A 26,481-nucleotide genomic window follows, 5' to 3' on the forward strand; every position below is an offset into this window, starting at 1 on the left:
CATGATTCGCCCCGCCACCCCAGCAGACGTCCCCGCCATCGTGCGCATGATCCTTGAGCTGGCCACGTACGAGAACGCCGCGCACGAGGTGCGCGTGACCGAGGAGATGCTGCGGACCTCGCTCTTCGGCGAGCGGCCCGCCGTGTTCGCGCACATCGCCGAGCAGGACGGCGAGCCCGTCGGCTGCACGATCTGGTTCCTGACCTACTCCACCTGGCGCGGCGTGCACGGCATCTACATGGAGGACCTGTACGTGCGCCCCGAGCACCGGGGCGGCGGCCACGGCCGCGCGCTGATGGCGGAACTGGCGAGGATCTGCGCCGAACGCGGCTACCAGCGCCTGGAGTGGTCGGTGCTCGACTGGAACGAGCCGTCCATCGCCTTCTACGACAAGCTCGGCGCCGTGCGGCAGGACGAGTGGCTGAAGTACCGGCTGACCGACGAGCCGCTGGAGCGGCTGTCCCGCTGAGGACGCCGGCGAAGAGGTGTGCCGCGCAGGCCGGCCCCCCGGCGTGACCTGCGCGGCCTCCTGGTCACACTCCGACGTGCGAGCGGGACCGCTGGCCCTGCGTGCTGTCGAACATCTCGGTGCCGTGCTCTTCGAGGTCCTTATGGGTCTCCTCGATCCGCAGCGCGACGCCGATCGCGAAGAACGTGGGCGCCCACTCGCCGATGAAGATCCCCCACCGGTCGGCCCGGTCGAGGCCCGCGCCCTCCTTGTTCTTGGAGATCATCCAGGAACAGAAGGACAGGCCGATGGACGCCAGCCCCGCGGCGTACATGTGGCCTGACTTGATGCCCATCTGGTGCAGCTTTTTGATCATTATTCCCCCCTTGCCATGAGTGCTGTTACCCCGGGGAAGACCACGTAACCAGCCAGAACTCCGATCATTACCGGCGTGTTTCGCCGGTGACGGTTGTGCGCGCGTTGTTACCGCGGTGAATCACCCGTAACCGCCGTACCTCCGCCGGCTGCCGGAACGCGTAACGCGGCACTCCTACCGTGGTGCTCCCGACGCCGAGCGGAGGAGAGATCGATGGCGCGCTGGATCACCGAGTGGCACCCCGACGACCCGGCCTTCTGGCAGCGGACCGGCAGGCACGTCGCCCGGCGCAACCTGGTCTTCTCCATCGTGGCCGAGCATCTCGGGTTCACCGTCTGGACCCTGTGGAGCGTCGTGGCCACCAGGATGGGGGCCTACGACTTCTCCACCGACCAGCTCTTCTGGCTGGTCGCGCTGCCGAACCTGATCGGGGCCGTGCTGCGGGTGCCCTACACGTTCGGGCCGGGCCGCTTCGGCGGGCGCGACTTCACCGTGGCCGGCGCGGCGCTGCTGCTGGTCCCGGCTGTGCTGCTCGGGGTGGCGGTGAACGATCCCGGCACGCCGTACTGGCTGTTCCTGGTGATCGCGGCGCTGGCCGGGGTGGGCGGCGGGAACTTCGCCTCCAGCATGGCCAACATCACCTACTTCTACCCGCGCGACAGGCAGGGGCTGGCGCTCGGGCTGAACGCGGCGGGCGGCAACGTCGGGGTCAGCTCGGTGCAGCTCGTCGTGCCGTTGGTGATCGGCTCGCTCGGGACGGCCGCCGCCGGCTGGTTCTGGATCCCGTTCATCGTGGTGGCCGCGGCCTGCGCGTGGTTCTTCATGGACAACCTGGCCGGCGCCAGGGCCGAGCCGCGCGAGCAGCTCGCGGTGGCCGGACGGGCGCAGACGTGGATCATGTCGGTCCTGTACGTCGGCACGTTCGGGTCGTTCATCGGCTATTCGACGGCGTTCCCGCTGCTCAGCAAGAGCCTGTTCCCGCAGGCGCCGTACGCGGCGGTCGCCTTCGCCGGGCCGCTGCTCGGCTCGCTGGTCAGGCCGGTGGGCGGCTGGCTGGCCGACCGGCTGGGCGGCGCGCGGGTGACGCAGTGGAACTTCGCGGCCATGGGCGCCGGGGTGCTGCTGGCCTGGGCGGCCGGCGTCGCGGGCGGCTTCTGGCTGTTCTTCCTGGCCTTCCAGCTGCTCTTCCTTGCCGCGGGCATCGGCAACGGCTCGACGTACCGGATGATCCCGGCGATCTTCCACGCCAAGGCGGTCGCCGAGCGCGGCGCGTGCCCGGAGGCCCTGCTGCACGGCCGCCGTCAGGCCGCGGCGGCGATCGGCGTCATCTCGGCGGTCGGCGCGCTCGGCGGGTTCCTCGTCAACCGGGCCTTCGGCATGGCGTTCGCCGCGGCCGGCAACCCGGCGCCGGCCTTCCTGGCCTTCGCCGTCTTCTACGCCGGCTGCCTGGCGCTGACCTGGTGGTGCTACACGCGCACCGTCGGCGTCACGGTCGTCGCCAGCCTCGCCCACGCCCGGGTCTGACATGACGAAGACACACTGCCCCTACTGCGCCCTCCAGTGCGGCATGGAGATCGGCCCGGCACTGGAGATCACTCCCAGGGCCGACGTCCCGGCCAACGCCCCCGGCGCGCTGTGCCAGAAGGGCTGGACGGCGGCCGAGCTGCTCACCAACGGCGAGCGCCTGACCACGCCGCTCCTGCACGGCGAGCCGGTGGAGTGGGAGACCGCCCTCGACCACGTCGCCGCCCGGCTGCGCGCGATCCGCGCCGAACACGGCCCCGACGCCGTGGCCGTGTTCGGCGGCGGCGGGCTGACCAACGAGAAGGCCTACCAGCTCGGCAAGTTCGCCAGGGTCGCGCTCGGCACCAGCCAGATCGACTACAACGGCCGCTTCTGCATGTCCTCGGCCGCCGCCGCCTCCCTCCGGGCCTTCGGCATGGACCGGGGCCTGCCGTTCCCGGTCACCGACCTGGCCGGCGCCGACGTCGTGCTGCTGGCCGGCGCGAACGTGGCCGAGACCATGCCGCCGTTCGTCCGGCACCTGTCGGGGCCGCGGCTGATCGTCGTCGATCCGCGCCGCACCCCGACGGCCCGGCTCGCCTGGCTGCACCTGCAGCCCACGCCCGGCACCGACCTGGCGCTCGCCCTCGGGCTGCTGCACCTGGCGATCGCCGACGACCTCGTGGACGCGGATTACGTGGCCGCCAGGACCACCGGCTTCGACGACGTGCGCACCTCGCTGGCCGCCTGGTGGCCCGAACGCGTCGAGCGCGTCACCGGGGTGCCGGTGCACCGGATGCGGCAGGCCGTCCGCGCGCTGGCCGCCGCAGGGAACGCGTACGTGCTGACCGGGCGCGGCGCCGAGCAGCACGCCAAGGGCACCGACACCGTCACCGCGTTCATCAACCTGGCCCTGGCGCTCGGCCTGCCCGGCCGGTACGGCTCCGGCTACGGCTGCCTGACCGGCCAGGGCAACGGCCAGGGCGGCAGGGAGCACGGCCAGAAGGCCGACCAGCTCCCCGGCTACCGCAGGATCGACGACCCGGCGGCCCGCGCGCACGTGGCAGGGGTGTGGGGCGTGCGGGCCGAGGACCTGCCGGGGCCGGGGCGGACGGCGTACGAGCTGCTGGACGCGCTCGGCACCTCGCGGGGGCCGCGGGCGCTGCTGCTGTTCGGGTCCAACCCGGTGGTGTCGGCGCCCGCGTCCGGGCACGTCGGCGGCCGGATCGCCGGGCTGGACCTGCTGGTCGTGGCCGACGTGGTGCGCTCGGAGACCGCGGCCATGGCCGACGTGGTGCTCCCGGTCACCCAGTGGGCCGAGGAGAGCGGCACGATGACCAACCTGGAGGGCCGCGTCCTGCTCCGCCGCCGGGCCGTCGCGCCGCCGGAGGGCGTCCGGAGCGACCTGGACGTCATCGCCGGGCTGGCCGCCCGCCTCGGCCACCGCTTCGACACCGAGCCGGCCGCCGTCTTCGACGAGCTGCGCCGGGCCGCGGCGGGCGGCGTCGCGGACTACTCCGGCATCAGCTACGAGCGCATCGCCGCCGAGACCGGCGTCTTCTGGCCCTGCCCGTCGCAGGACCACCCCGGCACGCCCCGGCCGTTCCTGGACCGCTTCGCCCACCCGGACGGCCGCGCCCGGTTCGTCCCGGTCGAGCACCGGCCCGCCGCCGAGGAGCCCGACGCGGACTACCCGGTGTACCTGAGCACCGGCCGCGTCCTGGCCCACTACCAGAGCGGCGCCCAGACCCGCCGGATCGCGTCGCTGGTGCGGGCCGCCCCCGAGCCGTTCGTGGAGCTGCATCCCGACCTGGCCGCGCAGCTCGGCGTCGCCGCGGGCGACCTGGTGCGGGTCAGCAGCCGCAGGGGCCGCAGCAGGGCGGTGGCCAGGATCAGCGACGCCATCAGGCGCGACACCGTGTTCATGCCCTTCCACTGGGAGGGCGCCAACCGGCTCACCAACCCGGCGCTCGACCCGGTGTCCGGCATGCCGGAGTTCAAGGTCTGCGCGGTCAGGGTGGAGAGGGACTCATGAGGCTCGTCGTCGTGGGGAACGGGATGGCCGGGTCACGCCTGGTCAGCGAGGTGCGGGCGCGCGACCCGCGGATGCGGGTGACCGTGTTCGGGGCCGAGGCGGGCCCGCCGTACAACCGGGTGCTGCTGTCGGACGTGCTGGCCGGGAGCGCGCGTCCCGACCAGGTGCGCCTGGTGGACCCCTCCTGGTACGCCGCGCACGGCGTCGAGGCCGTGCCCGGCGCCGAGGTCGCCCGCATCGACCGGGACGCCAGGCACGTGGTGACCGCGGACGGGCGGCGCGAGCCGTACGACCTGCTGGTCCTGGCCACCGGCAGCCAGGCGGTCGTGCCGCCGCTGCCCGGCGTCGGGCGGGCCGTACCGTTCCGGACGCTGGCGGACTGCGAGCGGATCGTGCGGGCCGCCGGACGGGCGCGCCGCGCGGCCGTCGTCGGCGGCGGGCTGCTCGGCATCGAGGCCGCCCGCGGCCTGGCCGGGCGCGGCCTGCCGGTCACGCTGCTGCACCTGGCCGGGCACCTGATGGAACGCCAGCTCGACGCCGAGGCGGGCCAGGTGCTCGGCGAGACCCTGGCCGGGCTCGGCGTGGCGGCCCGCACCGGCGTCAGCGCGGCCGCGGTCGAGCCGGACGGCGTCCGCCTGGCCGGCGGCGAGCTGGTCGAGGCCGACCTGGTCGTCCTGGCCTGCGGGGTGCGCCCGGTCACCGGGCTCGCCGCCGCGGCGGGGCTGGAGGTGCGGCGCGGCGTCGTCGTGGACGACGAGCTGCGCACCGGCGACCCGTCGATCTTCGCCGTCGGCGAGTGCGCCGAGCACGACGGCACGGTGTACGGCCTGGTCGCCCCCGCCTGGGAGCAGGCCGCCGTGGCGGCCGAGGTGATCACCGGCGGCAAGGCCCGCTACCGCGGCTCCCGGCTGGTCACCAGGCTCAAGGCCAGGAGCGTCGAGCTGGCCGCCATGGGCGAGACGCAGCTCGGCGAGGAGCACGCCGAGGTGGTGCGCTTCAGCCACCGCGCCCGCGGCACCTACCACAAGCTCGTCATCCGCGACGGGCGGCTGGTGGGCGCGATCCTGCTGGGCGAGAGCGACGCCGTCGGCACGCTCACCCAGCTCTTCGACCGCGGCGGACCGGTGCCGGGCGACCGCGCCGGCCTGCTGTTCCCGGGCCTGTCGCCGGCGCCGGTCGCGGGCAGCCCGGTGCTGATGCCGGACGCGGCCGAGGTCTGCCGGTGCAACAACGTGACCAAGGGACAGATCCGGGCGTGCTGGGAGGCCGGCGCCCGCGACGTGGCCGGGGTGGCCGCCGCCACCAGGGCCACCACCGGCTGCGGCACCTGCCGCGACGCCGTGGAGGGCATCGTCGGCTGGTTGTGCGATCAGGAAGGAGTGCCGGTATGAGGAGGATCGTCGTCGTCGGGTACGGCCCGGCCGCGCACCGCTTCGTGGAGACCCTGGCGAGCCGGGGCTTCGACGGGCGGATCACCGTCATCGGGGAGGAGCCGCGCCCGGCCTACGACCGGGTGGCGCTGACCTCGTACCTGTCGGGGGCCACCCTGGCCGACCTCACCTACCCGATGCCCGCCGGGACCGTGACGCGGCTGGGCAGCCGGGCCGTCGCCGTCGACCGGGCGGCGCGGACGGTGACCGTCGAGGGCGGGGCCGCCGAGCCGTACGACCTGCTCGTGCTGGCCACCGGGTCGGCGCCGTTCGTGCCGCCGGTGCCAGGACGCGAGCACGCCCACGTCTACCGCACGATCGACGACCTGGACGCCATCCGGGCGGCCGCCCGGCACGCGGACGAAGGCGTCGTGGTCGGCGGCGGCCTGCTCGGCCTGGAGGCGGCCGACGCGCTGCGGGCGCTCGGCCTGAGGGCGCACATCGTCGAGATGAGCCCCTGGCTGATGCCCCGCCAGGTGGACGAGGGCGGCGGCGCGGTGCTCAAGGGCCACATCGAGGCCCTCGGGCTCGGCGTGCACGCCGGGTCGGGCGTCCAGGAGGTCGTCACCGGGCCGGACGGCCGGGTCGCCGGGGTGCGCACGCCGTCCGGCACGCTGATCGAGGGCCAGGTCGTGGTGTTCTCGGCGGGCGTCAGGCCGCGCGACGAGCTGGCCAGGGCGTGCGGGCTGGAGGTGGGGGAGCGGGGCGGCGTCGTGGTCGACGACGGCATGCGCACCTCCGACCCGTCGGTCTACGCGATCGGCGAGTGCGCGCTGGCCGGCGGCACGGTCCACGGCCTGGTCGGGCCGTGCAACACGATGGCCGAGGTGGCCGCCGACCGGATCATGGGCGGGACGTCCTCGTTCGCGGGCGGGGACACCTCCACGAGGCTGAAGCTGCTCGGCGTCGAGGTCGCCCAGTTCGGCGCGATGGACGGCGCCCTCGACGTCACCTACATGGACCCGGTCGCCGGGATCTACAAGAAGCTGTTCATCAGCGACGACGCCCGCACGCTGCTCGGCGGCATCTGCGTGGGGGACGCCGGGCCGTACGCGGCGCTGCGGCCGTTCGTCGGCAAGCCGTTGCCCGCGCCGCCCTCCGACCTGCTGTTCAGCGGCTCCGGGGCGCCGCTCGACCTGCCCGGCGACGCGCAGGTCTGCTCCTGCAACAACGTGTGCGCGGGGGACGTCCGGCACGCCGTCGCCGAGCTGGGCGTGACCGACGTGCCCGGCCTCAAGGCGTGCACGCGGGCCGGCACCACGTGCGGGAGCTGCGTGCCGATGCTCCGGCAGCTCCTGGAGGAGTCGGGGGTCGAGGTCGGCAGGTCCCTGTGCGAGCACTTCGCGTACTCGCGGGCCGAGCTGTTCGACATCGTCCGGGTGCGGAAGATCACGACGTTCTCCCGGCTCATCGCCGAGCACGGGCAGGGGCGCGGCTGCGACGTCTGCAAGCCCGCGGTGGCCTCGATCCTGGCCTCGCTGCACAACGGGCACGTGCTCGACGGCGAGCGGGCCGCGTTGCAGGACACCAACGACGCCTTCCTCGCCAACATCCAGAAGAACGGCACGTACTCGGTCGTCCCGCGCATCCCGGGCGGCGAGATCACGCCGGACAAGCTCATCGTGATCGGCGAGGTCGCCCGCGACTTCGGGCTCTACACCAAGATCACCGGCGGCCAGCGCATCGACCTGTTCGGCGCCCGGGTCGAGCAGCTCCCGGAGATCTGGCGACGCCTGGTGGACGCCGGCTTCGAGTCCGGCCACGCCTACGGCAAGGCGCTGCGCACGGTGAAGTCGTGCGTGGGCTCCACCTGGTGCCGCTACGGCGTCCAGGACTCCGTCGGCCTGGCCATCGCCCTGGAGCTGCGCTACCGCGGCCTGCGCTCGCCGCACAAGCTCAAGTCGGCCGTGTCCGGCTGCGCCCGTGAGTGCGCCGAGGCCAGGTCGAAGGACTTCGGCGTCATCGCCACCGAGCAGGGCTGGAACCTGTACGTCGGCGGCAACGGCGGCTTCCGGCCCCGCCACGCCGACCTGCTGGCCACCGACCTGAGCACCGGCGACCTGATCAGGACCGTCGACCGGTTCCTGATGTTCTACGTCCGCACCGCCGACCGGCTGCAGCGCACCGCCGCCTGGCTGGAGTCGCTGGACGGCGGCCTCGACCATCTCCGGAAGGTGATCATGGAAGACTCGCTCGGCATCTGCGCCGACCTCGACGCCCAGATGGAACAGCACGTCGCCACCTACGCCGACGAGTGGGCGGCGACCCTGGACGACCCGGAGAAGCTGGGCAGGTTCGTCAGCTTCGTCAACGCCCCCGGCGTGCCCGACCCGTCGATCGTGTTCGCCTCCGAGCGCGGCCAGATCAGGCCGGTGATGGCCCGATGAGCTGGACCCCGGTCTGCGAGTACGCCGCCCTGCCGCCGGAGCGCGGCGTCTGCGCGCTGGTCGGCGACCGGCAGGTGGCGCTGTTCCGCACCTACGAGGGGCACGTGCACGCCCTGGACAACCTCGACCCGTTCAGCGGCGCGTACGTGCTCTCCCGCGGCATCGTCGGCACCAGGCGGGGCGAGCCCACCGTGGCCTCGCCGCTGCACAAGCAGGTCTTCTCGCTGGTGTCGGGCGCGTGCCTGGACGAGGCGGCCGTCCAGGTGCCCGTCTACGCCGTGCGGGTGGCGGCCGGACGGGTGGAGGTCAGCGTTTAGCCGATCAGGCCAGGGGCATTGACCTGCTGAAACACGGGGGACAGGAGGTGCGCGTGGCCTACGACGCCTCCGCCTACGGGCGCGCGATCGCCGACATCTACGACGCCACGGTGACGGAGCTGCCGACCGGCGCGGCCGTCGAGCGGCTGGCGACGCTGGCCGAGGGCGGCCCCGTGCTGGAGTTCGGCATCGGCACCGGGCGGCTGGCGCTCCCGCTCGCCGCCCGCGGCCTGTCCGTCGCCGGGATCGACGCCTCGCCGGAGATGACCCGCGAGCTGCGCGCCAAACCCGGCGGCGCGGCCGTCCCCGTGACGGTGGGCGACTTCTCCACCATGCGGGTCGAGGGCTCGTACGCGCTGGTGGTGCTCGCGATCAACACGATCTTCGCTCTGCCCACCCAGGAGGCGCAGGTCAACTGCTTCGCCAACGCGGCCCGGCACCTGCGCGGCGGCGGGCGGTTCGTGGTCGAGGCGTGGGTGCCCGACCCGGCCGCCTTCCGCGACGGCTCGGCGCTGCGGCTGCTGTCGCTGGCCGAGGACGCCGTCGTCATCGAGGCGGCCAGGCTCGCCCCGGCCACCCAGCACATGCGCACCACCCGCGTACGGCTGACCGGCGAGGGCGTGCGGCTGCTGCCCGCCAACCACCGCTACGCCTGGCCCGGCGAGCTCGACCTGATGGCCAGGCTGGCCGGGATGGCCCTGGAACACCGCTGGGCCGACTGGATCGGCACCCCGTTCACCGACGAGAGCCGCGCGCACGTCTCCGTCTACCGCAAGGCCGCCTGATGCGTCTGCCGCCCGCGCGTGGCCCGCTCACCGACCTGCTCTTCGACCGGCTCGCCCGGCCGCCCGCGACGCTGCCCGACGCCCCCGGCCCCGACGGCGAGGAGGATCTCCAGCTCGCCCTGTTCGCCTGCTACGAGCTGCACTACCAGGGCTTCGACGAGGTGGACGACCGCTGGGAGTGGGAGCCGTCGCTGCTGCGCCTGCGCGGCCTGCTGGAGGACCGGTTCGAGCGGGAGCTGGCCGGGGCCGTGCCGCGTCCCGGGCCGGTGCCGCCCGGCGAGGTGCGGCGCGCGCTCACCGCGCTGACCGCCGAGGACGAGGACGGCCCGTCGGTCTCGCTGCACCTCCAGCGCGAGGCCGGCATCGACGCCTTCCGCGAGTTCGTGATCCACCGCTCGATCTACCACCTGAAGGAGGCCGACCCGCACACCTGGGCGATCCCGCGCCTGCGCGGCCGGCCCAAGGCGGCCCTGGTGGAGATCCAGGCCGACGAGTACGGCGGCGGCCGGCCCGAGCGCATGCACTGCGAGCTGTTCGGCCACACCATGCGCGGCCTCGGCCTCGACGACTCCTACGGCGCGTACCTGCCGCGGGTCCCCGCGGTCACCCTGGCCGTCAGCAACGCCATGTCGCTGTTCGGGCTGCACCGGCGGCTGCGCGGCGCGCTGGTCGGCCACCTGGCCGCGATCGAGATGACCTCGTCCCTGCCCAACCGCCGCTACGCCGCGGGCCTGCGCCGGCTCGGCGGCGACGCGGCGGCGGCCCGGTTCTACGAGGAGCACGTGCAGGCCGACGCCGTGCACGAGCAGATCGCCGCGGCCGACCTGTGCGGCGGGTTCGCGGCCGCCTTCCCCGCCCTGACCGGCGACGTCCTGTACGGCGCCGCCTGCGCCCTGGCCCTCGAACGCCGCTGGGCCGAGCACGTCATGGGCCGCTGGGAGCGCGGCGCGTCCTCGCTGCTCGGCCAGGAGGTGCCCGCGTGATCGACCTGGACTACGTGATCCCGCTGCGCTGGCAGGACGACTCCGGCCTCGACGAGCTGACCGAGTATCTGCGCGCCCTCGCGCCGCACGTACGCGTGACCGTGGTCGACGGCAGCCGGCCCGAGCTGTACGCCCGCCACGCCCGCCGCTGGCGCTGCCTGGTCCGGCACGTCAGCCCGGCGGCCGGCCTGTCCTTCGCCAACGGCAAGGTCAACGGCGTGACGACCGGGCTGCGGCTGGCCGAGGGCGACCGGGTCGTGATCGCCGACGACGACGTGCGCTACGACCTGCCCGCGCTGGCCGAGATGCACGCCCTGCTCGCCCGCGCCGAGCTGGTCAGGCCGCAGAACTACTTCGACCCCGCCCCCTGGCACGCCCGCTGGGACACCGCCCGCACCCTGCTCAACCGCGCGTTCGGCGCCGACTACCCGGGCACGTTCGGCGTCCGGCGGTCGTTCTTCCTGGCCATGGGCGGCTACGACGGCGACGTGCTGTTCGAGAACCTGGAGCTCGTCCGCACCGTGCGCGCCCACGGCGGGCGCGAGCTGCGCCCGCCCGGCCTGTACGTCCGGAGGCTGCCGTGCGACGCGCGGCGGTTCTGGTCGCAGCGGGTCCGGCAGGCCTACGACGACCTCGCCCAGCCGGTGCGGCTGGCGTCCTTCCTGGCGGTGCTGCCCGCGCTCGCGCTGGTGCGCCGTCCGCTGCCGCTGCTGGCCGCCGCCGGGGCGGCCGTCGCGCTGGCCGAGGCCGGGCGGCGGCGGGCCGGCGGGCGGCGGGTCTTCCCCGCCGGCGCCTCGCTGTTCGCGCCGGTGTGGGTGCTGGAGCGGGCGGTGTGCTCCTGGCTGGCGGTGGGGGCGGCCTGCGCGGGCGGCGTGCCGTACGCGGGGGGACGGCTCGCGCTGGCCGCCCACTCGGTGCGGTGGCTGCGCGCGCGGGCTCAGGAGTCGGCCGGCGGGTCGGGCTCGCTCGACGCCCGGAAACCGACCGACTTGTGCGAGCCGTCGCAGAACGGCTTGGCCGATGATCGGCCGCACCGGCACAGCGCGACCGTGGCCCTTCCCGGGTCGATCGGCTCGCCGTCCTGAGTCAGCAGCTCGAAGGGGCCTCTGATCAGCAGCGGGCCGTCCTCGCAGGGCGTGACGGTGGTCGTCGGCTCGTCCATCGTCGTCACCTGCCCCGCCGGCCGGCCCTCTCACCTGCGAGGACGTCGCTAGAGGCCCTCCACGGGCGGGTAGACGTGCGGGGTGGGGTGGGCCGCGGGAAGGACGCACCGCCGCCCGGACCGGACGCTGGCACAGCGCTCGGCGTCCTCACGCTGGGGCAGTGGTTCCGGATTCGCCTGTGTTGGCCGCACTGGAGGGACGCTATAGGCGGCCCCTACCCGCCCGGTCTCGGGGCGGCAACGATCACAGCTCTGACCGGTCTCACCAATGACAGTGAAGCGTTACCGTGAGTAATGCCGACATGAGGTAAAGGGGTCGTGCGGAGTGCCTAAACCGGGCATTCGGGAACGACCGGCGAGGGCATCAACCCGGCCATGAGCAAGATTTCTGAGCGCAGGGCACTCCTGCTGGCCGCGATCGTTCCCGTCGTCCTGGTCGCGGGCTGCTCCGCGGGGAGCAACCCGCAGGCGATGAAGGGGGAGGCCAGCCCGGCCACGCCGACCGAGACCATGATGACGCCCACCGAGACCGGCATGGAGTCGCCGACCACCACCGAGACCATGACCGAGACCGCCACGCCGACCGGCACCATGACGGCGGCCACCCAGCCGCGCGCCGCCGTCCAGAACTACTTCGACGCCCTGAAGTCCGGCAACGTGGACGCGGTCGTGAAGACGTTCACCAGCGACGCCGTGGTGGCCTTTGACGGGCAGGCCACGGCCACGGGCTCGCAGGCCGTCCGCAGCCTCTACGAGAAGCTGCTCAAGGACGGCGCCGACCTGAAGTCGGCCACGCACACCATCGACGAGACGCGGAACGCGGGCACCCAGGACGCCTTCGCGCGCTCGACCAGCAAGCAGGGCGACACCACCTACCGCGAGCTCTTCATGCTCTCGCACCAGGGCGGCCAGTGGCTGATCTCGCGCTTCATGAACAACCAGGGCGGCTGACCGGCCCCGCTCGGAATACGGTAGGGGGGTACCGTGTTGCGGTCGGTGTAGCGAGCGAGAGGACCGGGAGATGGCCGGGTACACCGACGGCAAGCAGGACCACCTCCGGCGGCTGCGCCGGATCGAGGGCCAGGCGCGGGGCATCCAGCGCATGGTCGAGGACGACAAGTACTGCATCGACATCCTGACGCAGGTCTCGGCGACGACGAGCGCGTTGCAGTCGTTCGCGTTGTCGCTGCTGGAGGAGCACATGGCGCACTGTGTGGTCGAGGCGGCGCACAAGGGCGGGGCCGAGGCGGAGGCCAAGGTGAAGGAGGCGGCCGACGCCATCGCCCGGCTCGTCCGGTCGTGACGGATCCACGCGGGGCGCGCGCGGGCCGGTTAGCGTGGAGGACGTGCAGGACCTGACGCGGTTCCAGAACCCCCGCTTCGCCGAGGCGTACGAGCGGATGAGCGCCGAGTCGGAGCGGCGGGGCGCGGCCGAACACCGGCGGCGCCTGCTGGCCGGGCTGGCCGGGCGGGTGCTGGAGGTCGGCGCGGGCAACGGGCTGAACTTCGCGCACTACCCGGCGGGGGTGCGCGAGGTGGTCGCCGTCGAGCCGGAGGACCGGCTGCGGCGGCTGGCCGGGCGGGCCGCGGCCGGCGCGCCGGTGCCCGTGAGCGTGGTCGCCGGGCACGCCGCCGACCTGCGGTTCGCCGACGCCTCCTTCGACGCCGTGGTGCTCTCGCTGGTGTTGTGCTCGGTGCCCGACCAGCGCGCGGTGCTCGGCGAGGTGTCCCGGGTGCTCAGGCCCGGCGGCGAGGTGCGGTTCTACGAGCACGTGCGCTCCTCGCGCGCCGCCGGCGCGCTGGTGCAGGACCTCGTGACGCCGTTGTGGCGGCGGATGGCCGGCGGGTGCCGCCTCAACCGCGACACCGAGCGCGCCCTGATCGACAGCGGGCTGGTGGTCGAGGAGCGCGAACGGTTCGCGTTCCGGCCGCTGCCGTTGTCGCCGAGGTTGCCGCACATTCTCGGACGCGCCAGGAAACCGGTTTGACCGGCTGCCCAGACGGTTCTTCTCGGCCGCTGTGGCGACAAATCTGGAAAAATGGGTTTTTGTTCTGAAACGTCTTATTGCGCTGTGGTGTCACCGGGAATACGCGGAGTGATACGGCGCTGATCCACCAACGCCAGATAAACCGCGAACGCCCCCTGCGCCCACATCCCCGCCTGCTGCGCGGTCAGCCGGATCTCCTCGCCCTCGTGCGTGACGATCAGATAACCACCCGGCGTGCGACGCCAGGCGACCAAAACGTTCTCGTAAACCAGAACGTCGAGCATCGCGGTCAGATATTCGCCTCCGGTGGCGGACACGGCGTAAGCCTCCTCGCTCCTCGCCGAATTCTCGCCCTGATTTCTTCGTGCTGACTCCATTGTGCGCGCCGCACCGGGAATTGTCGCACCCGTCCGGCCGCTTCTTCGGTTCGCGGGCGGAACCCGCCGGGGCCGGGCGGTGTAGGGAGGTCGGAGGTGCGTGATGAAGAGAAACGTGGCCGTACCGGCTGCCCTGACGGCCGCTCTGGCGGCTGCCGTGCTGGTCGTCCTGGTGGTGTCCGGATGGTGGGCGGGGGTGGCGTCCGCCTCCTCGCGCGGGGGGTGGGCGGTGACCTACCTCGACCCGCCGCCGGCGGCGTTCGCGGGCGGGAAGACGTACACGGTGGGGTTCTGGGTGCTGCAGCACGGCACGCATCCCTACGCGGGCGAGCTGGACCCCGTCGGCCTGCGCCTCACCCGGGCCGACGGCAGGACCGTCACCTTCGCCGGCACCCCGCTGCCGGAGGCCGGACACTACGCCACGTCGGTGGCCGTGCCGGACGGGGTGTGGCGGGTGGAGGGCCTCCAGGGCTGGTTCGAGCCGTACGCCGTGGGGACGCTCACGGTTCCCGGGCGGCTGCTGGCCGACCCGGTGCCGCCGGACAAGGTGGCCACGTTCGGCGGCGACGGGAAGGACCCTTGGGGCGCGATCCGGCCGCCGGGCTTCCCCCCGGGCAAGAGCACACCGATGCCGACCGGTGAGCCGACCGGGACGCAGGCCGGTGAGCCGACCGGGGTGCAGGCCGGGAAGCAGGTCGGAGGCGGGGTCGGGGCTGCTGGGAGTGCGGCTGCGCGGGTTCCGGCCGGAGAGGCGCCGGGCGGCGGGGTTCCGGCGTACCTGCTGGTGCCCGCGGCGGTGGCCGGCGCGCTGGTGGCGCTCGTGGCGTCCCGCCTGCCGCGCCTTCGCGGGACGCCGGGACGACCGGGACCCGCGGGACCCGCGGGACGAGCGGGACGACCGTCCGGCGCGCGCCGGAATGCCGCCGCAGACGACGACCCTCCCGACGAGGACGGCTCCACGGAGACCCTCGTCATCGGCGGTTAGCGCCGCCAGGACAGGTCAGGCGGAGGGCTCGCGGAACTGTTCGATCATCGCCGCGTACCCGTCGCCGGCACGGCCGCCGGCCGCCGCGCGCCGGGCCAGGTCCAGGAAGAGGTCCGGCAGCTCGGTGTTGACGCCGAGCGCCCGGCTCTCCTGCGCCAGGTGCTCCATCCCGCCCAGGTGGACGGCGAGGGTGGCGTCGGCGGCCGGGTACCGGCCCTCGTCGATCTGCCGGGCGTAGGCGGAGACGTAGCCGGTCGTCACGCCGATGGCGGTGGTGGCCAGGGACGCGAAGGTCGTCGCCTTGACGTTGGCGGCGCCCAGCAGGGCGGCGCCCTGGAGGAAGCCGTTCAGCACGCCCCACATGACGCTCAGGACGGACATGTCGTACAGGGCGGACAGGGCGTGGTCCTCGCCGAGATGGACGGTCCCGTCTCCGGAGAGCGCTCGCAAGGTGGGCAGGTGCTCCTCGAAGGCGGCCTCCGGGCCGGAGCACAGCACCGTGGCGTCGGCGGTGCCGATCGCCTGGGGGAGGGCGAGGATCGCCCCGTCGAGATAGACGCTCCCGATCGTGCCCGCCCACCTCGCGGTGTCGCGGGCCTGGACGGAGGTCGCCGTGGTCAGGTTGACGAGGGTGCGGCCGGCCAGCGAGGAGGCGACCGGCTCCAGCAACCCGTGCACGGCGTCGTGGTCCGAGACGCAGACGACGACGAGCGGGCTCGCCTCGACCGCGCTTGCGACGGAGCCGGCCAGGGTGGCTCCCTTGGCGACGAGGTCGCCGGCCTTGGCCGCCGAGCGGTTCCAGACGGTGGTCGGGTGACCGTTCGCCAGGAAGGCCGTGGCCAGCGCCTGGCCCATCAGCCCGAGGCCGACGACGGTGACGGGCGCCCGGGAGGCGGACGAGAGGGACATGTGGGCTCCTGTGTGGTTCGCGCGGCTTGCGCCGCGATGGATGGCGGGGCTGCGGTCCGGCGGGGGACGGTTCAGGCGAAGAACCCGACGATGCTGCGGATGCGGCCCCCGTCGAACTCCACGACGTCGTAGCCGGTGACGGCCGGGCCGAGCCGCCAGCGGAACAACGCGCGGTCATGGTGGACGCCGACCACGGCGTCGAGGGTGAACCGGAGGTCGCCGAGCCCGCTCCGGACGCGGCCGATCACCTCGGACAGCTCGGCGTGCCCGCGCAGGCCCGCGTTCTCGGGATCGACGTAGAGCGAGTCCTCGGTGAGGACGGACCTCATCAGGGCAGACCGGGCGGCGGCGTCCGGCTCGTTCCAGACGTCGAGGTAGGCGTGGATCACATCGGTGGTGCTCACCTGCTGACTCCCAACACAGCGTTCGATTACTACACGCCGTTCAGTAAACAGCATGCCGTGTAAGCTGTCGACCGTGAGCGACCCCAGGACGAGCCGCCGGGACCGGCTACGCGCCCAGACCAGCGCCGAGATCAAGACGATCGCCCTGCAGCTCATGGCAGACGGAGGCCCCGACGCCATCTCGCTGCGCGCGATCGCCCGCGAGATGGGCATGACGGCCGGTGCGATCTACAGCTACTTCCCCACCCGCGACGACCTGGTCACGACGCTCATCGGCGACGTCTACACCTCGGCCGTCGACGCGGCCGAGGCCGCCCGCGACGCGGTCCCGGAGAACGATCCGGGCGGGCGGATCCTGGCCTGGGCCCGGGCCATGCGCGAGTGGGCGCTGGCCAACCCAGAGGGCTTCCGGCTGGTCTACGGTGACCCCGTGCCGGGCTACCGTCCGCCCGAAGAAGGTCCGGGCAAGGAGGCCGAAGCGCGCGCCTGCGCCGGCATCGTCGGGCTGGTCGCCGCGGCCTGGCCGGTGGCCCGGGAGTGCGCGTCCGGGGGCGGCGCCTACACCTGGGACGACTTCGACCCCGCCCTGGTCGCCCACGTCCGGGAGGACTTCCCGGGCCTGCCGCCGGCGGCCATCGCGGTGACGCTGCGGGTGTGGGGCCGCATGCACGGGCTCGTCGCCCTGGAGATCTACGGCCACCTGCGCGGCCTCGTCCACGACCCGGCCGCCGTCTACGACGACGAGATGCGCGACCTGGTCACCTCTCTCGGCCTCAAGCACTGATCCTCCGGTCGCCTGCCCGGCCGCGTTCGTGCTGGTAAGGGGGGATGTCGGTCGCGGGGAAGTCGGACTCCGGTTGCTACCGTGAGGGGCAGGTGATCTGATCTTCGGGCTCTGCGGCAGGTGAGAGCGGTGGGCGCTGTGCTGGGGCTCGTGGCGCTGCTCGCCGCCGGGGTCGCCACGGTGTACCTGGCCTCCCTGGCCCTGTCGCCCGGCGGAGTCGTACGGGTGGGGCCGTTCCTGTCCGGGGCGCGGCCCCGGGAGCACGCGATGTCCCGCTTCCACGTCCGGTGGTACGCCGTGACGCTGGTCTTCCTCGCCTTCGACATGGAGATGGTCTTCATGTACCCGTGGGCCCTCGTGGTGGCCGAGGTGGGGCTGCCGGCGGTGGTGGAGATGTTCGCCTTCCTGGGGCTGCTGCTGGTCGGCGTCCTGTACGCGTGGCGGGAAGGGGCGTTCCGGTGGGCCTGAGGGGGTGGCTGCTGCGGCAGGCGGCGCTGCGGCCCCGGGTGCTCCTCGTCGCCTGCCCGTACGGGACGGGCGCGCGGCTGCTGGCCGAGGCGGAGGCGGACCGCCGTGGCTGGCCGGTGGCGGCGTCGGCGGCGGAGGCGAGCGTGATGGTGGTGTGCGGGCGTCCCGGGGCGGAGCTGGCGGCGGCCGTACGGGAGGTCTGGAGGGCGGTCCCGGTGCCGAGGGCGCTGGTGGAACTGCCGCCGGACGTCCCGGCCGACCGGGTCGTGGCCGCGCTGGACGACGCCGTCCGCACGCTGGGGGACGAACCCGTCCAGTGGCGGCGGGCCGCCGTCCTGGCCACGGGGACGTCCGCGGACGACACTCCCATGGCCGACCGAGGGGCCGACCGGGACGGGCTGAAGCTGGACCGGCTGCACGTGCCGCTGGGACCCGTGCTCGCGGACTGGCCCGCGGGGCTGGTGGTGGAGACCGTCCTGCAAGGGGACGTCATCCAGGAGGCACGGGTGCGAACCCTGCCGGCCGACGGCACGGGGGACGCGTTCTGGACGCCGGGGCCGGACGCGAGCCCGGCGGAGGCGCGGCGGCGGACGGCGGCGGCCCGGCTGGACGGCCTCGGCAGGCTGCTCGGCGTGGCCGGCTGGCCCGCCGCCGCCGCGGACGCCCGGCGCCTGCGCGACCGCCTGCTCGCGGACGCCATGGACGAGCGGGGAAGACGCCGATGCGTCCGGTTCACGCGGCGGGTGCGCAGGTCATGGGTCCTGCGGTGGATGTTGCGCGGCGCGGGTGAGCTCGGCCCCGACGCCCCACAGCGGCTGCGTGGGGACACCCTGGATCGTGCGCGCCGGTGGCTCGACGACGTGGAGGCCCTGACCGAAGAGGACGTGGAGGCCCTGACCGAAGAGTGCCCCGGACCCGGGGACGGCGATGACGTCCCGGTGGACCGGGTGCTGGCGTTGTTGCCGGGCCTGCTGGCCGGGGCCGAGCTCGCCGTGGCACGCCTGATCGTGGCCGGTCTCGATCCGGACCTCGGCCGGCTGCCGTCGCCAGCCAGGGACGGGTGAACCGGTGGCCGCGGGGACGGCCGCGGGGACGGCCCTGGGGATGGCGGTGCTGACGTGGGGGGCGGCGGCCTTCGACGCGGCGCTCGGCGCGGGCCGGAGCTCGTGGCGGGCGGCGGCGGTGGCGCCGTTCAGGGAGGGGGCGCGGCTGGTGGTGCAGCAGCGGCGGCGGACGGACCGGGCCGACGTCCTGCTCACCCGGGCCGGGGTCGTGGCGTTGCCGGCGGCCGCGCTGCTGGCCGCCGTCGTCCTGCCGGTCGGCGGCGCGCCGGTGCTGGACCTGGGGGCGGGGGTGGTGTGGTTCAACGCCATGGAGGTGTGCGTCTGGGGGGCCCTGTGGCTGGTCGGGTGGGGGGTCAACGCCGTGTGGCCGCTGGTAGGCGGCTACCGGTTCCTGGCCCAGGGCCTGGCGTACGAGCTGCCGCACATGTTCGTGCTGATCACCGCGGGGGTGGGGGCGGGGTCGTTGCGGTTCGCCGACCTCGTGGCGGCGCAGCGCGGGTTGTGGTTCGTGATGTGGATGCCGGTCGCGTTCGCGGTCTATCTCGTCTCGGCGGTGGCGATGGCGTTCTGGGGGCCGATGGGGCAGCCGGTCGGGCGGGACGTGTGCGGCGGCGTGCCGGGCGAGCTGGGCGGCCCCGACCGGCTGGTCTTCCTGGCCGGACGCCACGCGCTGCTGGTCGTGGCGGCGGCCGGGGCGGTGCCGCTGTTCCTCGGGGGCGCGGCGGGGCCCGTGCTGCCCGGCTGGGCGTGGGGGCCGGTCAAGACGGCGGCGGTGCTGGCCGTGCTGGTGCTGGCCGGGCATCGCATGCCGGTCGTGCGGATGGACCGGTTCGTGCAGTTCGCGTGGGTGGTGCTGATCCCGGTCACGCTCGTGCAACTGCTGGTCGTCGCGGTGGCGGTGCTGCCGTGAACGTGGCGTTCTGGGCGCTGGCGGTCGTCGCGGTGGCGGGTGGGGTGGCGGTGTTCGCGGTGGACTCGATGGCGCGGGCGACGTTCGCGCTGCTGGTCTCGCTGCTGGCCGTGGGCGGGACGCTGCTGCTGATCGACCTGGAGTACCTGGGGGTGCTGGTCGTCCTCATGATGGTCATGGAGATGCTGGTCATGGCCGTCTTCATGATCATGTACATGATGAACCCGGCCGGGCTCGTGCCGATGAAGATGGTGCACAACCAGCGGGGCGCGGCGGCCGTCGCCGGAACGGTGTTCGTCCTGCTGGCCGCCGGGGCGCTGCTCGTCCGCCCGCCGAGCCGGCGCGGACGGCCGCCGGCGGACCCCACGCACGCGCTCGGCCTGTCCCTGATGGGACCGAAGATGCTGGTCATGATGGTCGCCGGGGTGGCGATCCTGGCCACGATGATCTCGGCCGTGCTGCTGGCCACCCACCGGGGACGGTACGACCGGTGACGCTCCAGGCTTTCCTGCTGCTGGCCGCCGCCCTGTTCGCCGTCGGCCTGTACGGCGTGCTGTCCCAGCAGTCGATCGTCATGCTGATGATGGGCCTCGAACTCATGATCAACGGCGTGCTCGCGGCCGCCGGCGCCTTCTGGTACCACGTCGCCCCGGCCGCCGCGGACGGCCAGGTCCTCGTCCTGGTCGCGGTCACCGTGATGGCGCTGGAGATGGCGATGGGCTTCGCCGTCACCACGGCCGTCTTCCGCGCCCGCGACGTGGACACGACCGACGCCGCCGGAGACCTCAAGGGATGAGCCCGTCCCTGTGGCTGCTGCCCGCGCTGCCCGCCGCCGCCGGCGCGCTGCTGATCGCCGTGCGCCGCGCCGCCCCCGCCCTGTCCGTCGCCACGGCCGCGCTCACCCTCGGGCTGGCCGGGCATGCCGCGGCGACCAGGCCCTCGGCGACCGCCCGGCTGATCCTCGGCGAAGGGCTGGCCGTGGACGGGCTCTCGGCGGTCATGGTGGTCACCGTGGCGGCGGTCGGGCTGGCCGTGCTGGTGTTCGCGGCGGCGGAGCAGCGGTCGGGGCGCTTCCACGGGCTGATGCTGATCTTCCTCGGCGCGATGCTGGCCACGGTGACCGCGACGGACCTCGTCCTGCTGCTGATGGGCTGGGAGGTCATGGGGGCGATGTCGTACGCGCTGATCGGCTACCGGTGGCGCGACCGGGAGCGCGTACGGTCCGGAGCCGTCGCCTTCGTCACCACCCGGGCCGGCGACCTGGGCCTGTACGTCGCCTGCGGCGCGGCCCTGGCCGCGGGCGGCGGCCTGGCGCTCGCCGGGCTGCCGGGGCTGCCGCCGCCGTGGCGGGACGTGGTGGCGGGCGGGATCGTGCTGGCCGCGCTGGGCAAGTCGGCGCAGGGGCCGTTCGCGTTCTGGCTGTCGCGGGCGATGGCGGGCCCGAGCCCGGTGTCGGCGTTCCTGCACGCGGCGACCATGGTGGTGGCGGGGGCGTACCTGCTGCTGCGGGCGCACGCCCTGCTCGCGGCCACCGGCTGGGCGGCGGCGGTGGCGGCCTGGACAGGCGCGCTGACCGCGCTGCTGCTCGGCCTGGTGGCGCTGGCGCAGCGGGACCTCAAACAGCTTCTGGCCGCCTCGACCTGCGCGCAGGTCGGGTTCATGGTGCTGGCGGCGGGGGCGTCGGCGGTCTCCGGCGGGACGGCCCACCTGGCCGCGCACGCCGCCGTCAAGAGCCTGCTGTTCCTCGCGGCGGGGGCCTGGCTGGCGGCGCTCGGCACCAAGGACCTGGCCGGGCTGCACGGCGCGGCCCGGCGGTTCCCGCTGGTGGGGGTGGCGTTCGGGGTGGGGGCCGCGGCCCTGGCCGGGTTGCCGCCGCTGTCGTTGTGGGTGACCAAGGACGCCGTCCTGGGCGGGGTCGCGCAGCCTGGACCGCGCGTGGTGGCCTTCGCCGCCGGGTTGGTGGCCGCTCTGTACGCGGGGAAGGCGCTGGCCGTGGTCTGGCGGCCCGCCGACGCGGCGACCGGCACCGGGAGCGAGCGGCGGGCCACGGGCCGGGTGGCCTGGCCCGAACTGCTGCCGTTGCCGGTGCTCGCCCTGGTGGCGGCCGGGTTCGGGATCGTCGGGCTGCCCGCGCTGCACGGCTGGTGGTCCCGGCTGGTGGGCGACCCGGGCGCGCCCGGCCTCACGGCGGGCGAGCTGGCCCTGTCCGGGGTCCCGGCGCTCGCCCTGGTGACCGCTGTGATCGCGGCGCGGCCAGGGACGGCCGTGATCGGGGTGCGGCCCGGAACGGTCGCGCCTTCGCGCGTGGGCGGGGTGTTCGGGCGCTGGCTGGGGCTGGAGCGGGCGGCGCGGGCCGTGGTGTGGCGGCCGCTGCTGCGGGCGGCGCGGTGGGCGGCCTGGGTCGACGAGCGGGTCGTGCACGGCGCGGTCGAGGCGGTCGCGCGGGCGGGACTGCTGGCCGCGCGGCTGGCCGGAAGCCCGCTGGAGTCGGGGCTCGACGGGCTCGTCCGACGGACCGGCGGCGCGGTACGACGCCTCGGCGGGCTGGCCAGACGTCCCCAGACCGGACAGATCCACATCTACTTCGCCCAGGCCGCCGTCGCCCTCGTCGTGCTGGCCGTCGTGTTCGCGATCGTGAGGTGAGGCGTGCTCGACGTCGTCGTGTTCCTGCCGCTGGCCGCCGCCGCCCTGTTCGTCCTGCCCGGCGTCACGGCGCGCGCGGCCGGCCTGATCCGGGTGGCCGCGTCCGCCGCCGATCTCGCCCTGGTCATCGTCCTGTGGACCGGGTACGGAGGCGGCCTGGCGTACGAGACCAGGCTGCGCTGGATCCCGACGGCGGGGGCCGGCTACCACGTCGGCGTGGACGGCCTGTCGCTGCCGCTGATCGCCATGACCGCGGTGCTGTTCCTGCTCTGCGCCGTCCACTCGCTGGGCGAGCCCGCCAGGCCCAAGGCGCACGCGGCGCTGTTCCTGTTCCTGCAGACCGTCTCCACCGGCCTGTTCGCGGCGCTCGACCTGCTGCTGTTCTTCGTCTTCTTCGACCTGTCCATCGTCGGCATGTACTTCGTGATCGTCGGCTGGGGGCACGGCGACCGGGCCAGGTCCGCGCTGACGTTCTTCCTCTACACCTTCCTGGGCTCGCTGGCGCTGCTGCTCGGCTTCGTCGGCCTCTATCTGGCCGCCGACCCGCACACCTTCGACCTGGCCGATCTCACCCGCCGCCCGCCGGACGCGGGCCCGGCCGTGCTGCTCGCCATCGGGATCGGCCTGGGGGTCAAGACGCCGGTCGTGCCCGTGCACACCTGGCTGCCGCCCGCGCACACCGACGCCCCGGCCGCCGGATCGGCCATCCTCGCCGGGGTGCTGCTCAAGATGGGCGCGTACGGGCTGGCCCGCATCGCCGTGCCGCTGCTGCCCGGCCCGTGGCGCGCGTACGCCTGGCTGGTCATCGTGATCGGCCTGGTCAGCGTCCTGTACGGCGCCCTGGTGGCGCTCGCCCAGGAGAACCTCAAACGGCTCGTCGCCTACACCTCGGTCAACCACATGGGCTACGTCGTGCTCGCCCTGGGCGCCGCCGGGCTGGCCGGCGGGCCGGCGCGGGCCAAGGAGCTGGCGGTCAGCGGCGCGGTCACCCAGATGGTCAGCCACGGCCTGGTCACCGGCGCGCTGTTCCTGATCACCGGCGTGCTGTGGGACCGCGCGGGCGGCTACGCCCTCGGCCGCTACGGCGGCATCGCGGGACGGGCGCCCGTGCTGGCCTGGCTCACGGCGGTGGCGGCGTTCGCCTCGCTCGGACTGCCCGGACTGTCGGGGTTCATCGCCGAGTTCCAGATCTTCACCGGGGTGATCGGCTCGGGGGCCGTGCTCGCGGGCGCGCTCTCCGTGACCGGCATCCTGATCACCGCGGCGCTGTTCCTGCGGGCGCTGCAACGCGCGTTCCTCGGCGAGCCGGGCGAGCTGACGCCGCGGGTCACCGACGTGCGGCCGCGCGAGCTGGGCGCGATCGCCCCGCTGCTCGTGCTGTCCTTGCTCATCGGCCTGGCGCCGGGTCCGCTGCTGGACCTGATCGAGCCCGCCGCCCGCGCCGTCGTCGCCCTGGCGGGCCGATGAGCGCACCTCACGGCGGCGCGGCGGTGACCGCGATGCTGCCCGAGGTCCTGATGCTGCTGGGCGCGGTGACGGCGCTGGTCGCGGGGCTGTTCGTGGCCCGCGGGCGGCAGCGCGTCGCCGCCTGGGTGTGCATGGCGGCGCTCGCCGGGGCCGCCGCGGCGAGCGCCGCCGCCCTGCCGCGCCCCGCCGTCCTGGCCTTCGACGCCTACGCCGTCGATCCGCCGACCGGAGCCGCCCGGCTGACCGTCTGCCTGGCCACCCTGCTGGCCGTGTGGCTGGCGACCGGCCGGGTCAGGGGGGACGGCAGGGAGGCCGAGCTGTACACGCTGATGGTGCTGGCGGCGCTGGGGGCCGTGCTCATGGCGGGGGCGGACGACCTGCTCGTGCTGGTGGCGGCGTACCTGCTGGCGAGCGTCCCGGCGTACGCGCTGGCGGGGTTCGCCAAGGACGCGTCCGGCACCGAGGCGGCGCTCAAGTACTACCTGATGGGCGCCTTCCTCGGCGTGCTCATGCTGGCCGGGGCCACCGTCGTGTACGGCTGGTCCGGCGCCACCGCCTACCCCGCCGCGCGCGCCCCGGCGGTGGGCGCGGTGCTGCTGCTGGCCGGGCCGCTGTTCAAGGCCGGGGGAGCGCCCGCGCACTTCTGGGTGCCCGACGTCACCGAGGGCACGTCGGCGCCGGTGGCCGCGTTCGTGACCACGGTGCCCAAGATCGGCGCGCTGGTGGCGCTGTACCGGCTGGCGACGACGGTGCTGGACGAGCCCGCGCTGCTCGCGGTCCTGGCCGCCGTGACGATGACGCTCGGCAACCTGGCCGCCTTCCAGCAGGAGAACGTACGGCGGTTGCTGGCGTACTCGACGGTCAGCCAGGCCGGTTACCTGCTGGTCCCGGTCGCGGTGGCCGGACGCACCGCCCTGGCCGCGCCCGCCCTGCTGGTCTACCTGGCCGCCTACGCGGTCACGAACCTGGGCGCGTTCGCCGTCGTGGTCGCCACCGGGGCCGAGCGGCTGGCGGACTACGCCGGGCTCGGCCGCCGCTCGCCCTGGACGGCGTTCGCGCTGGTGGTGTGCCTGCTCGGCCTGGTCGGGACGCCGCCGACCGCGGTCTTCGCCGGGAAGCTGCTGATGTTCGCGGCCGCCTGGGACGGCGGGTACGCCTGGCTCGCGGTGGTCGCCGCCGCCAACACCGTCGCGAGCCTGTTCTACTACCTGCGCTGGATCCGCCCGGTCTTCGCCGCGGAGGGCCCGGCGCACCCCGCCGCGTCGAGCCCGGTCGCGCAGGTGTGCGCCGCCGCCTCGATCCTGCTCGGCCCGGCCGCCGGGCTCGCCGTGCTGATCGCCCGCTGACCCGGCGCGCGGGTCACAGGTCGCGTTCCTGGGCGTCGAGGATGGCGACCGAGACCTCGACCGCCCTGGCCGCGTCGCCCGCCTCGATCGCGGCCAGCAGGTCGTCGTGCGACGGGTCGGGCGCCAGCGCGGCCTGCTCCTGGTCCCGGACGCTGTCGCGCAGCGCGTCGCGCATGCTGCGGTAGAGGTCGGCCAGCAGCGGGTTGTGCGCGGCGTCGGCCACCAGCAGGTGGAAGTCGGCGTCGGCGTCGGCGAACCCGTCGAGGTCGCCCGCGCGCGCGGCCGACCCGCGGCGGGCCAGCGCCTCGCGCATCGCGGCCACGTCGTCGCCGGTGCGCTTGACCGCCGCCAGCCGGGCGGCCACCAGGTCGAGCCCGCGGCGCACGTCGATGATGTCCATCGCGGCCGCCCGGTCGAGCCGCCGGCGCAGCGCCACCTGCGACTCGTCGGTGGCGGTGACGTACGTGCCGTCGCCCTGCCTGGTCTGCAGCAGCCCGGCGTGGGCCAGCACCCGCACCGCCTCGCGCACCGACAGCCGGCTCATGCCGAGGCTCTCGGCGAGCCGGCTCTCGGACGGGATCTTCGTCCCGACCGGCCAAGCCCCACTGGTGATCTCCCCGCGGAGCTCCTCGATGGCGGCATCGACGAGCGAGGTCCGCGCGACGTTTCGCATGCGATCTCTTCCGTCCCGGTGAGCCTCCAGCCTAGAGGAGCGCGGCGGCCAGGCGCTCGATCGTCTCGCGGCCCTCCAGCGGTGTCACCCAGGCGGCCGGCAGCGCGTCCGCGCCGCGCAGCGCGCCCACCAGGTTGCCGCAGACCGAGCCGGTCGAGTCGCTGTCGCCGGAGTGGTTGACCGACAGCAGCAGCGCCCGCTCGGGCGAGGGCTCGGCCAGGGCGCAGTAGACGCCGATGGCCAGCGCCTCCTCGGCCACCCACGCGCCGCCCAGCGTCTCCACCCGTTCGGGGGAGTGCGGGCCGGACGCGGCCAGGTCGAGCGCCGCGCGCAGGGCGCCGGACGTCTCCTCGTGCCCCGGACGACCGGCGAGCAGGCCGAGGGCGTGGCCGACGGCGGCCTCCAGCGGCTCGCCGGCCATCAGGCGGGCGACGATCGCGGCGAACGCGCCCGCGGCCAGGTAGCCGGTCGGATGGCCGTGGGTGATCTGCGCGCAGACCGCCGCCAGCTCGAACGCGGCGTCCGCGTCGTACGGCGCGACGAGCCCGAACGGCGCCGAGCGCATGACGGTGCCGCAGCCCTTGGAGTCCGGGTTCACCGGGCCGGGCACGCCGGACGGCGACGGGCCGGGGAAGGGTTGCCGCAGCCCGGACAGGCAGGCGTTGCCCGGGGCCCGCCGGGAGTACAGCCAGCCCTCCTCGCGCAGCGCGCCGGTCCGGTGCGGCCGGTCGGCGGGCGGCGGAGCCTGGTGCTCCTGGGTGTCGAGCCAGCGCAGGTACGCCTGCCGCACCTCGCCGGGCGTGCGGTCGCGGGTCAGCGCCTCGACGGTGAACAGGGTCATCTGGGTGTCGTCGGTGACGAGCGCGCGCCTGCCCCGCCAGGTCGTGACATAGCCGGTGACGCCGTCCTGGCCGTGCTGCCGGCGGATCTCCCGCAACGACTCGAACTCGATGGGCGCCCCGAGGGCGTCGCCGATCGCGCCGCCGAGCAGGCAGCCCCGGATCCGGTCCTGTGCCTCCATAGGTGGGATCTTGTCA

Annotated in this window: 28 protein-coding genes and 1 pseudogene; 22 read left to right on the top strand and 7 right to left on the bottom strand. The window is 74.4% G+C overall.

The annotated features are described in order from the left end of the window. The first annotated feature begins 1 nt into the window (after window position 1). A complete protein-coding gene (locus ACIBK9_RS36985; protein WP_397163370.1) occupies window positions 2-469 on the top strand; it encodes a GNAT family N-acetyltransferase in 468 nt (155 codons plus the stop codon). Between the two features lie 64 nt (window positions 470-533). Here ACIBK9_RS36985 and ACIBK9_RS36990 read toward each other — a convergent pair whose 3' ends face one another. Further along, entirely contained in the window at window positions 534-824 is a 291-nt protein-coding gene (locus ACIBK9_RS36990; RefSeq protein ID WP_397163372.1) for a hypothetical protein, read from the bottom strand. A 213-nt stretch (window positions 825-1,037) separates the two neighbouring features. Here ACIBK9_RS36990 and ACIBK9_RS36995 point away from each other — a divergent pair, with 213 nt between their 5' ends. Genes ACIBK9_RS36995 through ACIBK9_RS37030 form a run of 8 tightly spaced genes read left to right on the top strand, consistent with a single transcriptional unit; the run spans window position 1,038 to window position 11,349 of the window. Further along, the gene (locus tag ACIBK9_RS36995; protein WP_397163374.1) at window positions 1,038-2,348 is read left to right on the top strand and encodes an MFS transporter; all 1,311 of its coding nucleotides are present in this window, start codon (window positions 1,038-1,040) and stop codon (window positions 2,346-2,348) included. Between the two features lies 1 nt (window position 2,349). Beyond that, complete coding sequence (locus tag ACIBK9_RS37000) at window positions 2,350-4,362, top strand: molybdopterin oxidoreductase family protein (protein ID WP_397163375.1); 2,013 nt, start codon at window positions 2,350-2,352, stop codon at window positions 4,360-4,362. Beyond that, window positions 4,359-5,753 (top strand): FAD-dependent oxidoreductase, encoded by a 1,395-nt coding sequence (locus ACIBK9_RS37005; protein WP_397163376.1) that lies wholly within the window; start codon window positions 4,359-4,361, stop codon window positions 5,751-5,753. The genes ACIBK9_RS37000 and ACIBK9_RS37005 overlap by 4 nt, the downstream gene beginning before the upstream one ends. Continuing rightward, window positions 5,750-8,179: a nitrite reductase large subunit NirB gene (gene nirB, locus ACIBK9_RS37010; protein WP_397163378.1), complete on the top strand. Its 2,430-nt coding sequence runs from the start codon at window positions 5,750-5,752 to the stop codon at window positions 8,177-8,179. The genes ACIBK9_RS37005 and nirB overlap by 4 nt, the downstream gene beginning before the upstream one ends. Then, window positions 8,176-8,496: a nitrite reductase small subunit NirD gene (gene nirD, locus ACIBK9_RS37015; RefSeq protein ID WP_397163379.1), complete on the top strand. Its 321-nt coding sequence runs from the start codon at window positions 8,176-8,178 to the stop codon at window positions 8,494-8,496. Before nirB ends, nirD begins: the two co-directional genes overlap by 4 nt. A 53-nt stretch (window positions 8,497-8,549) precedes the next feature. Continuing rightward, window positions 8,550-9,281, top strand: a complete 732-nt coding sequence (locus ACIBK9_RS37020; protein ID WP_358284423.1) for a class I SAM-dependent methyltransferase — start codon at window positions 8,550-8,552, stop codon at window positions 9,279-9,281. Further along, a complete protein-coding gene (locus ACIBK9_RS37025; protein WP_387663765.1) occupies window positions 9,281-10,264 on the top strand; it encodes an iron-containing redox enzyme family protein in 984 nt (327 codons plus the stop codon). The genes ACIBK9_RS37020 and ACIBK9_RS37025 overlap by 1 nt, the downstream gene beginning before the upstream one ends. Beyond that, window positions 10,261-11,349, top strand: coding sequence for a glycosyltransferase (locus ACIBK9_RS37030; RefSeq protein WP_397163381.1), 1,089 nt, complete (start codon window positions 10,261-10,263; stop codon window positions 11,347-11,349). Before ACIBK9_RS37025 ends, ACIBK9_RS37030 begins: the two co-directional genes overlap by 4 nt. Here the strand turns inward: ACIBK9_RS37030 and ACIBK9_RS37035 are convergent. Next, window positions 11,313-11,426, bottom strand: a pseudogene (locus ACIBK9_RS37035) (hypothetical protein); the annotation flags it as partial. The gene ACIBK9_RS37030 and the pseudogene ACIBK9_RS37035 overlap by 37 nt on opposite strands. 375 nt (window positions 11,427-11,801) lie before the next feature. Between ACIBK9_RS37035 and ACIBK9_RS37040 the strand changes: the two are divergent. The 3 genes from ACIBK9_RS37040 (at window position 11,802) to ACIBK9_RS37050 (ending at window position 13,414) form a co-directional block, all read left to right on the top strand. Beyond that, complete coding sequence (locus tag ACIBK9_RS37040) at window positions 11,802-12,377, top strand: YybH family protein (protein WP_397163382.1); 576 nt, start codon at window positions 11,802-11,804, stop codon at window positions 12,375-12,377. Between the two features lie 70 nt (window positions 12,378-12,447). Further along, complete coding sequence (locus ACIBK9_RS37045; protein WP_364328945.1) at window positions 12,448-12,729, top strand: metal-sensitive transcriptional regulator; 282 nt, start codon at window positions 12,448-12,450, stop codon at window positions 12,727-12,729. A 43-nt stretch (window positions 12,730-12,772) separates the two neighbouring features. Then, window positions 12,773-13,414: a class I SAM-dependent methyltransferase gene (locus ACIBK9_RS37050; RefSeq protein WP_364328942.1), complete on the top strand. Its 642-nt coding sequence runs from the start codon at window positions 12,773-12,775 to the stop codon at window positions 13,412-13,414. Between the two features lie 74 nt (window positions 13,415-13,488). On the opposite strand, the gene ACIBK9_RS37055 is transcribed toward ACIBK9_RS37050, so the two are convergent. Further along, window positions 13,489-13,731, bottom strand: a complete 243-nt coding sequence (locus tag ACIBK9_RS37055) for a hypothetical protein (RefSeq protein WP_397163385.1) — start codon at window positions 13,729-13,731, stop codon at window positions 13,489-13,491. A 163-nt stretch (window positions 13,732-13,894) separates the two neighbouring features. On the opposite strand from ACIBK9_RS37055, the gene ACIBK9_RS37060 reads away from it, so the two are divergent. Further along, window positions 13,895-14,776, top strand: a complete 882-nt coding sequence (locus tag ACIBK9_RS37060; protein ID WP_397163387.1) for a hypothetical protein — start codon at window positions 13,895-13,897, stop codon at window positions 14,774-14,776. A gap of 15 nt (window positions 14,777-14,791) precedes the next feature. Here the strand turns inward: ACIBK9_RS37060 and ACIBK9_RS37065 are convergent, their stop codons facing one another. Next, the gene (locus tag ACIBK9_RS37065; protein WP_397163388.1) at window positions 14,792-15,685 is read right to left on the bottom strand and encodes an NAD(P)-dependent oxidoreductase; all 894 of its coding nucleotides are present in this window, start codon (window positions 15,683-15,685) and stop codon (window positions 14,792-14,794) included. 71 nt (window positions 15,686-15,756) lie between these two features. Next, entirely contained in the window at window positions 15,757-16,089 is a 333-nt protein-coding gene (locus tag ACIBK9_RS37070; protein WP_397163390.1) for a nuclear transport factor 2 family protein, read from the bottom strand. A gap of 73 nt (window positions 16,090-16,162) precedes the next feature. On the opposite strand from ACIBK9_RS37070, the gene ACIBK9_RS37075 reads away from it, so the two are divergent. The 9 genes from ACIBK9_RS37075 (at window position 16,163) to ACIBK9_RS37115 (ending at window position 24,771) form a co-directional block, all read left to right on the top strand. After that, complete coding sequence (locus ACIBK9_RS37075) at window positions 16,163-16,873, top strand: TetR/AcrR family transcriptional regulator (protein ID WP_397163391.1); 711 nt, start codon at window positions 16,163-16,165, stop codon at window positions 16,871-16,873. Window positions 16,874-17,002: 129 nt separating this feature from the next. Then, complete coding sequence (locus ACIBK9_RS37080) at window positions 17,003-17,341, top strand: NADH-quinone oxidoreductase subunit A (RefSeq protein WP_397163392.1); 339 nt, start codon at window positions 17,003-17,005, stop codon at window positions 17,339-17,341. Further along, window positions 17,332-18,405, top strand: a complete 1,074-nt coding sequence (locus tag ACIBK9_RS37085) for a hypothetical protein (RefSeq protein ID WP_397163394.1) — start codon at window positions 17,332-17,334, stop codon at window positions 18,403-18,405. Before ACIBK9_RS37080 ends, ACIBK9_RS37085 begins: the two co-directional genes overlap by 10 nt. A gap of 4 nt (window positions 18,406-18,409) precedes the next feature. Next, window positions 18,410-19,315 carry an NADH-quinone oxidoreductase subunit H gene (locus tag ACIBK9_RS37090; RefSeq protein ID WP_397163395.1) on the top strand — a complete coding sequence of 302 codons (906 nt, stop codon included), beginning with the start codon at window positions 18,410-18,412 and terminating at the stop codon, window positions 19,313-19,315. Next, on the top strand, window positions 19,312-19,809 hold the full coding sequence (locus ACIBK9_RS37095; protein WP_397163397.1) for an NADH-quinone oxidoreductase subunit J: 498 nt from the start codon (window positions 19,312-19,314) through the stop codon (window positions 19,807-19,809). The genes ACIBK9_RS37090 and ACIBK9_RS37095 overlap by 4 nt, the downstream gene beginning before the upstream one ends. Beyond that, window positions 19,806-20,111 carry an NADH-quinone oxidoreductase subunit NuoK gene (nuoK, locus tag ACIBK9_RS37100; protein WP_352358980.1) on the top strand — a complete coding sequence of 102 codons (306 nt, stop codon included), beginning with the start codon at window positions 19,806-19,808 and terminating at the stop codon, window positions 20,109-20,111. The genes ACIBK9_RS37095 and nuoK overlap by 4 nt, the downstream gene beginning before the upstream one ends. Next, entirely contained in the window at window positions 20,108-21,958 is a 1,851-nt protein-coding gene (locus ACIBK9_RS37105) for a proton-conducting transporter membrane subunit (RefSeq protein WP_397163399.1), read from the top strand. Before nuoK ends, ACIBK9_RS37105 begins: the two co-directional genes overlap by 4 nt. A gap of 3 nt (window positions 21,959-21,961) precedes the next feature. Beyond that, window positions 21,962-23,425, top strand: a complete 1,464-nt coding sequence (locus tag ACIBK9_RS37110; RefSeq protein ID WP_397163401.1) for a NuoM family protein — start codon at window positions 21,962-21,964, stop codon at window positions 23,423-23,425. Further along, window positions 23,422-24,771, top strand: a complete 1,350-nt coding sequence (locus tag ACIBK9_RS37115; RefSeq protein WP_397163402.1) for an NADH-quinone oxidoreductase subunit N — start codon at window positions 23,422-23,424, stop codon at window positions 24,769-24,771. Before ACIBK9_RS37110 ends, ACIBK9_RS37115 begins: the two co-directional genes overlap by 4 nt. 13 nt (window positions 24,772-24,784) lie before the next feature. Here the strand turns inward: ACIBK9_RS37115 and ACIBK9_RS37120 are convergent, their stop codons facing one another. After that, window positions 24,785-25,444, bottom strand: a complete 660-nt coding sequence (locus ACIBK9_RS37120; protein WP_387663793.1) for a FadR/GntR family transcriptional regulator — start codon at window positions 25,442-25,444, stop codon at window positions 24,785-24,787. A 31-nt stretch (window positions 25,445-25,475) separates the two neighbouring features. After that, window positions 25,476-26,465 carry an ADP-ribosylglycohydrolase family protein gene (locus ACIBK9_RS37125; protein ID WP_397163403.1) on the bottom strand — a complete coding sequence of 330 codons (990 nt, stop codon included), beginning with the start codon at window positions 26,463-26,465 and terminating at the stop codon, window positions 25,476-25,478. Window positions 26,466-26,481: the final 16 nt, after the last annotated feature.

The organism is Nonomuraea sp. NPDC050227 (assembly GCF_044459705.1).
Lineage (GTDB): Bacteria > Actinomycetota > Actinomycetes > Streptosporangiales > Streptosporangiaceae > Nonomuraea.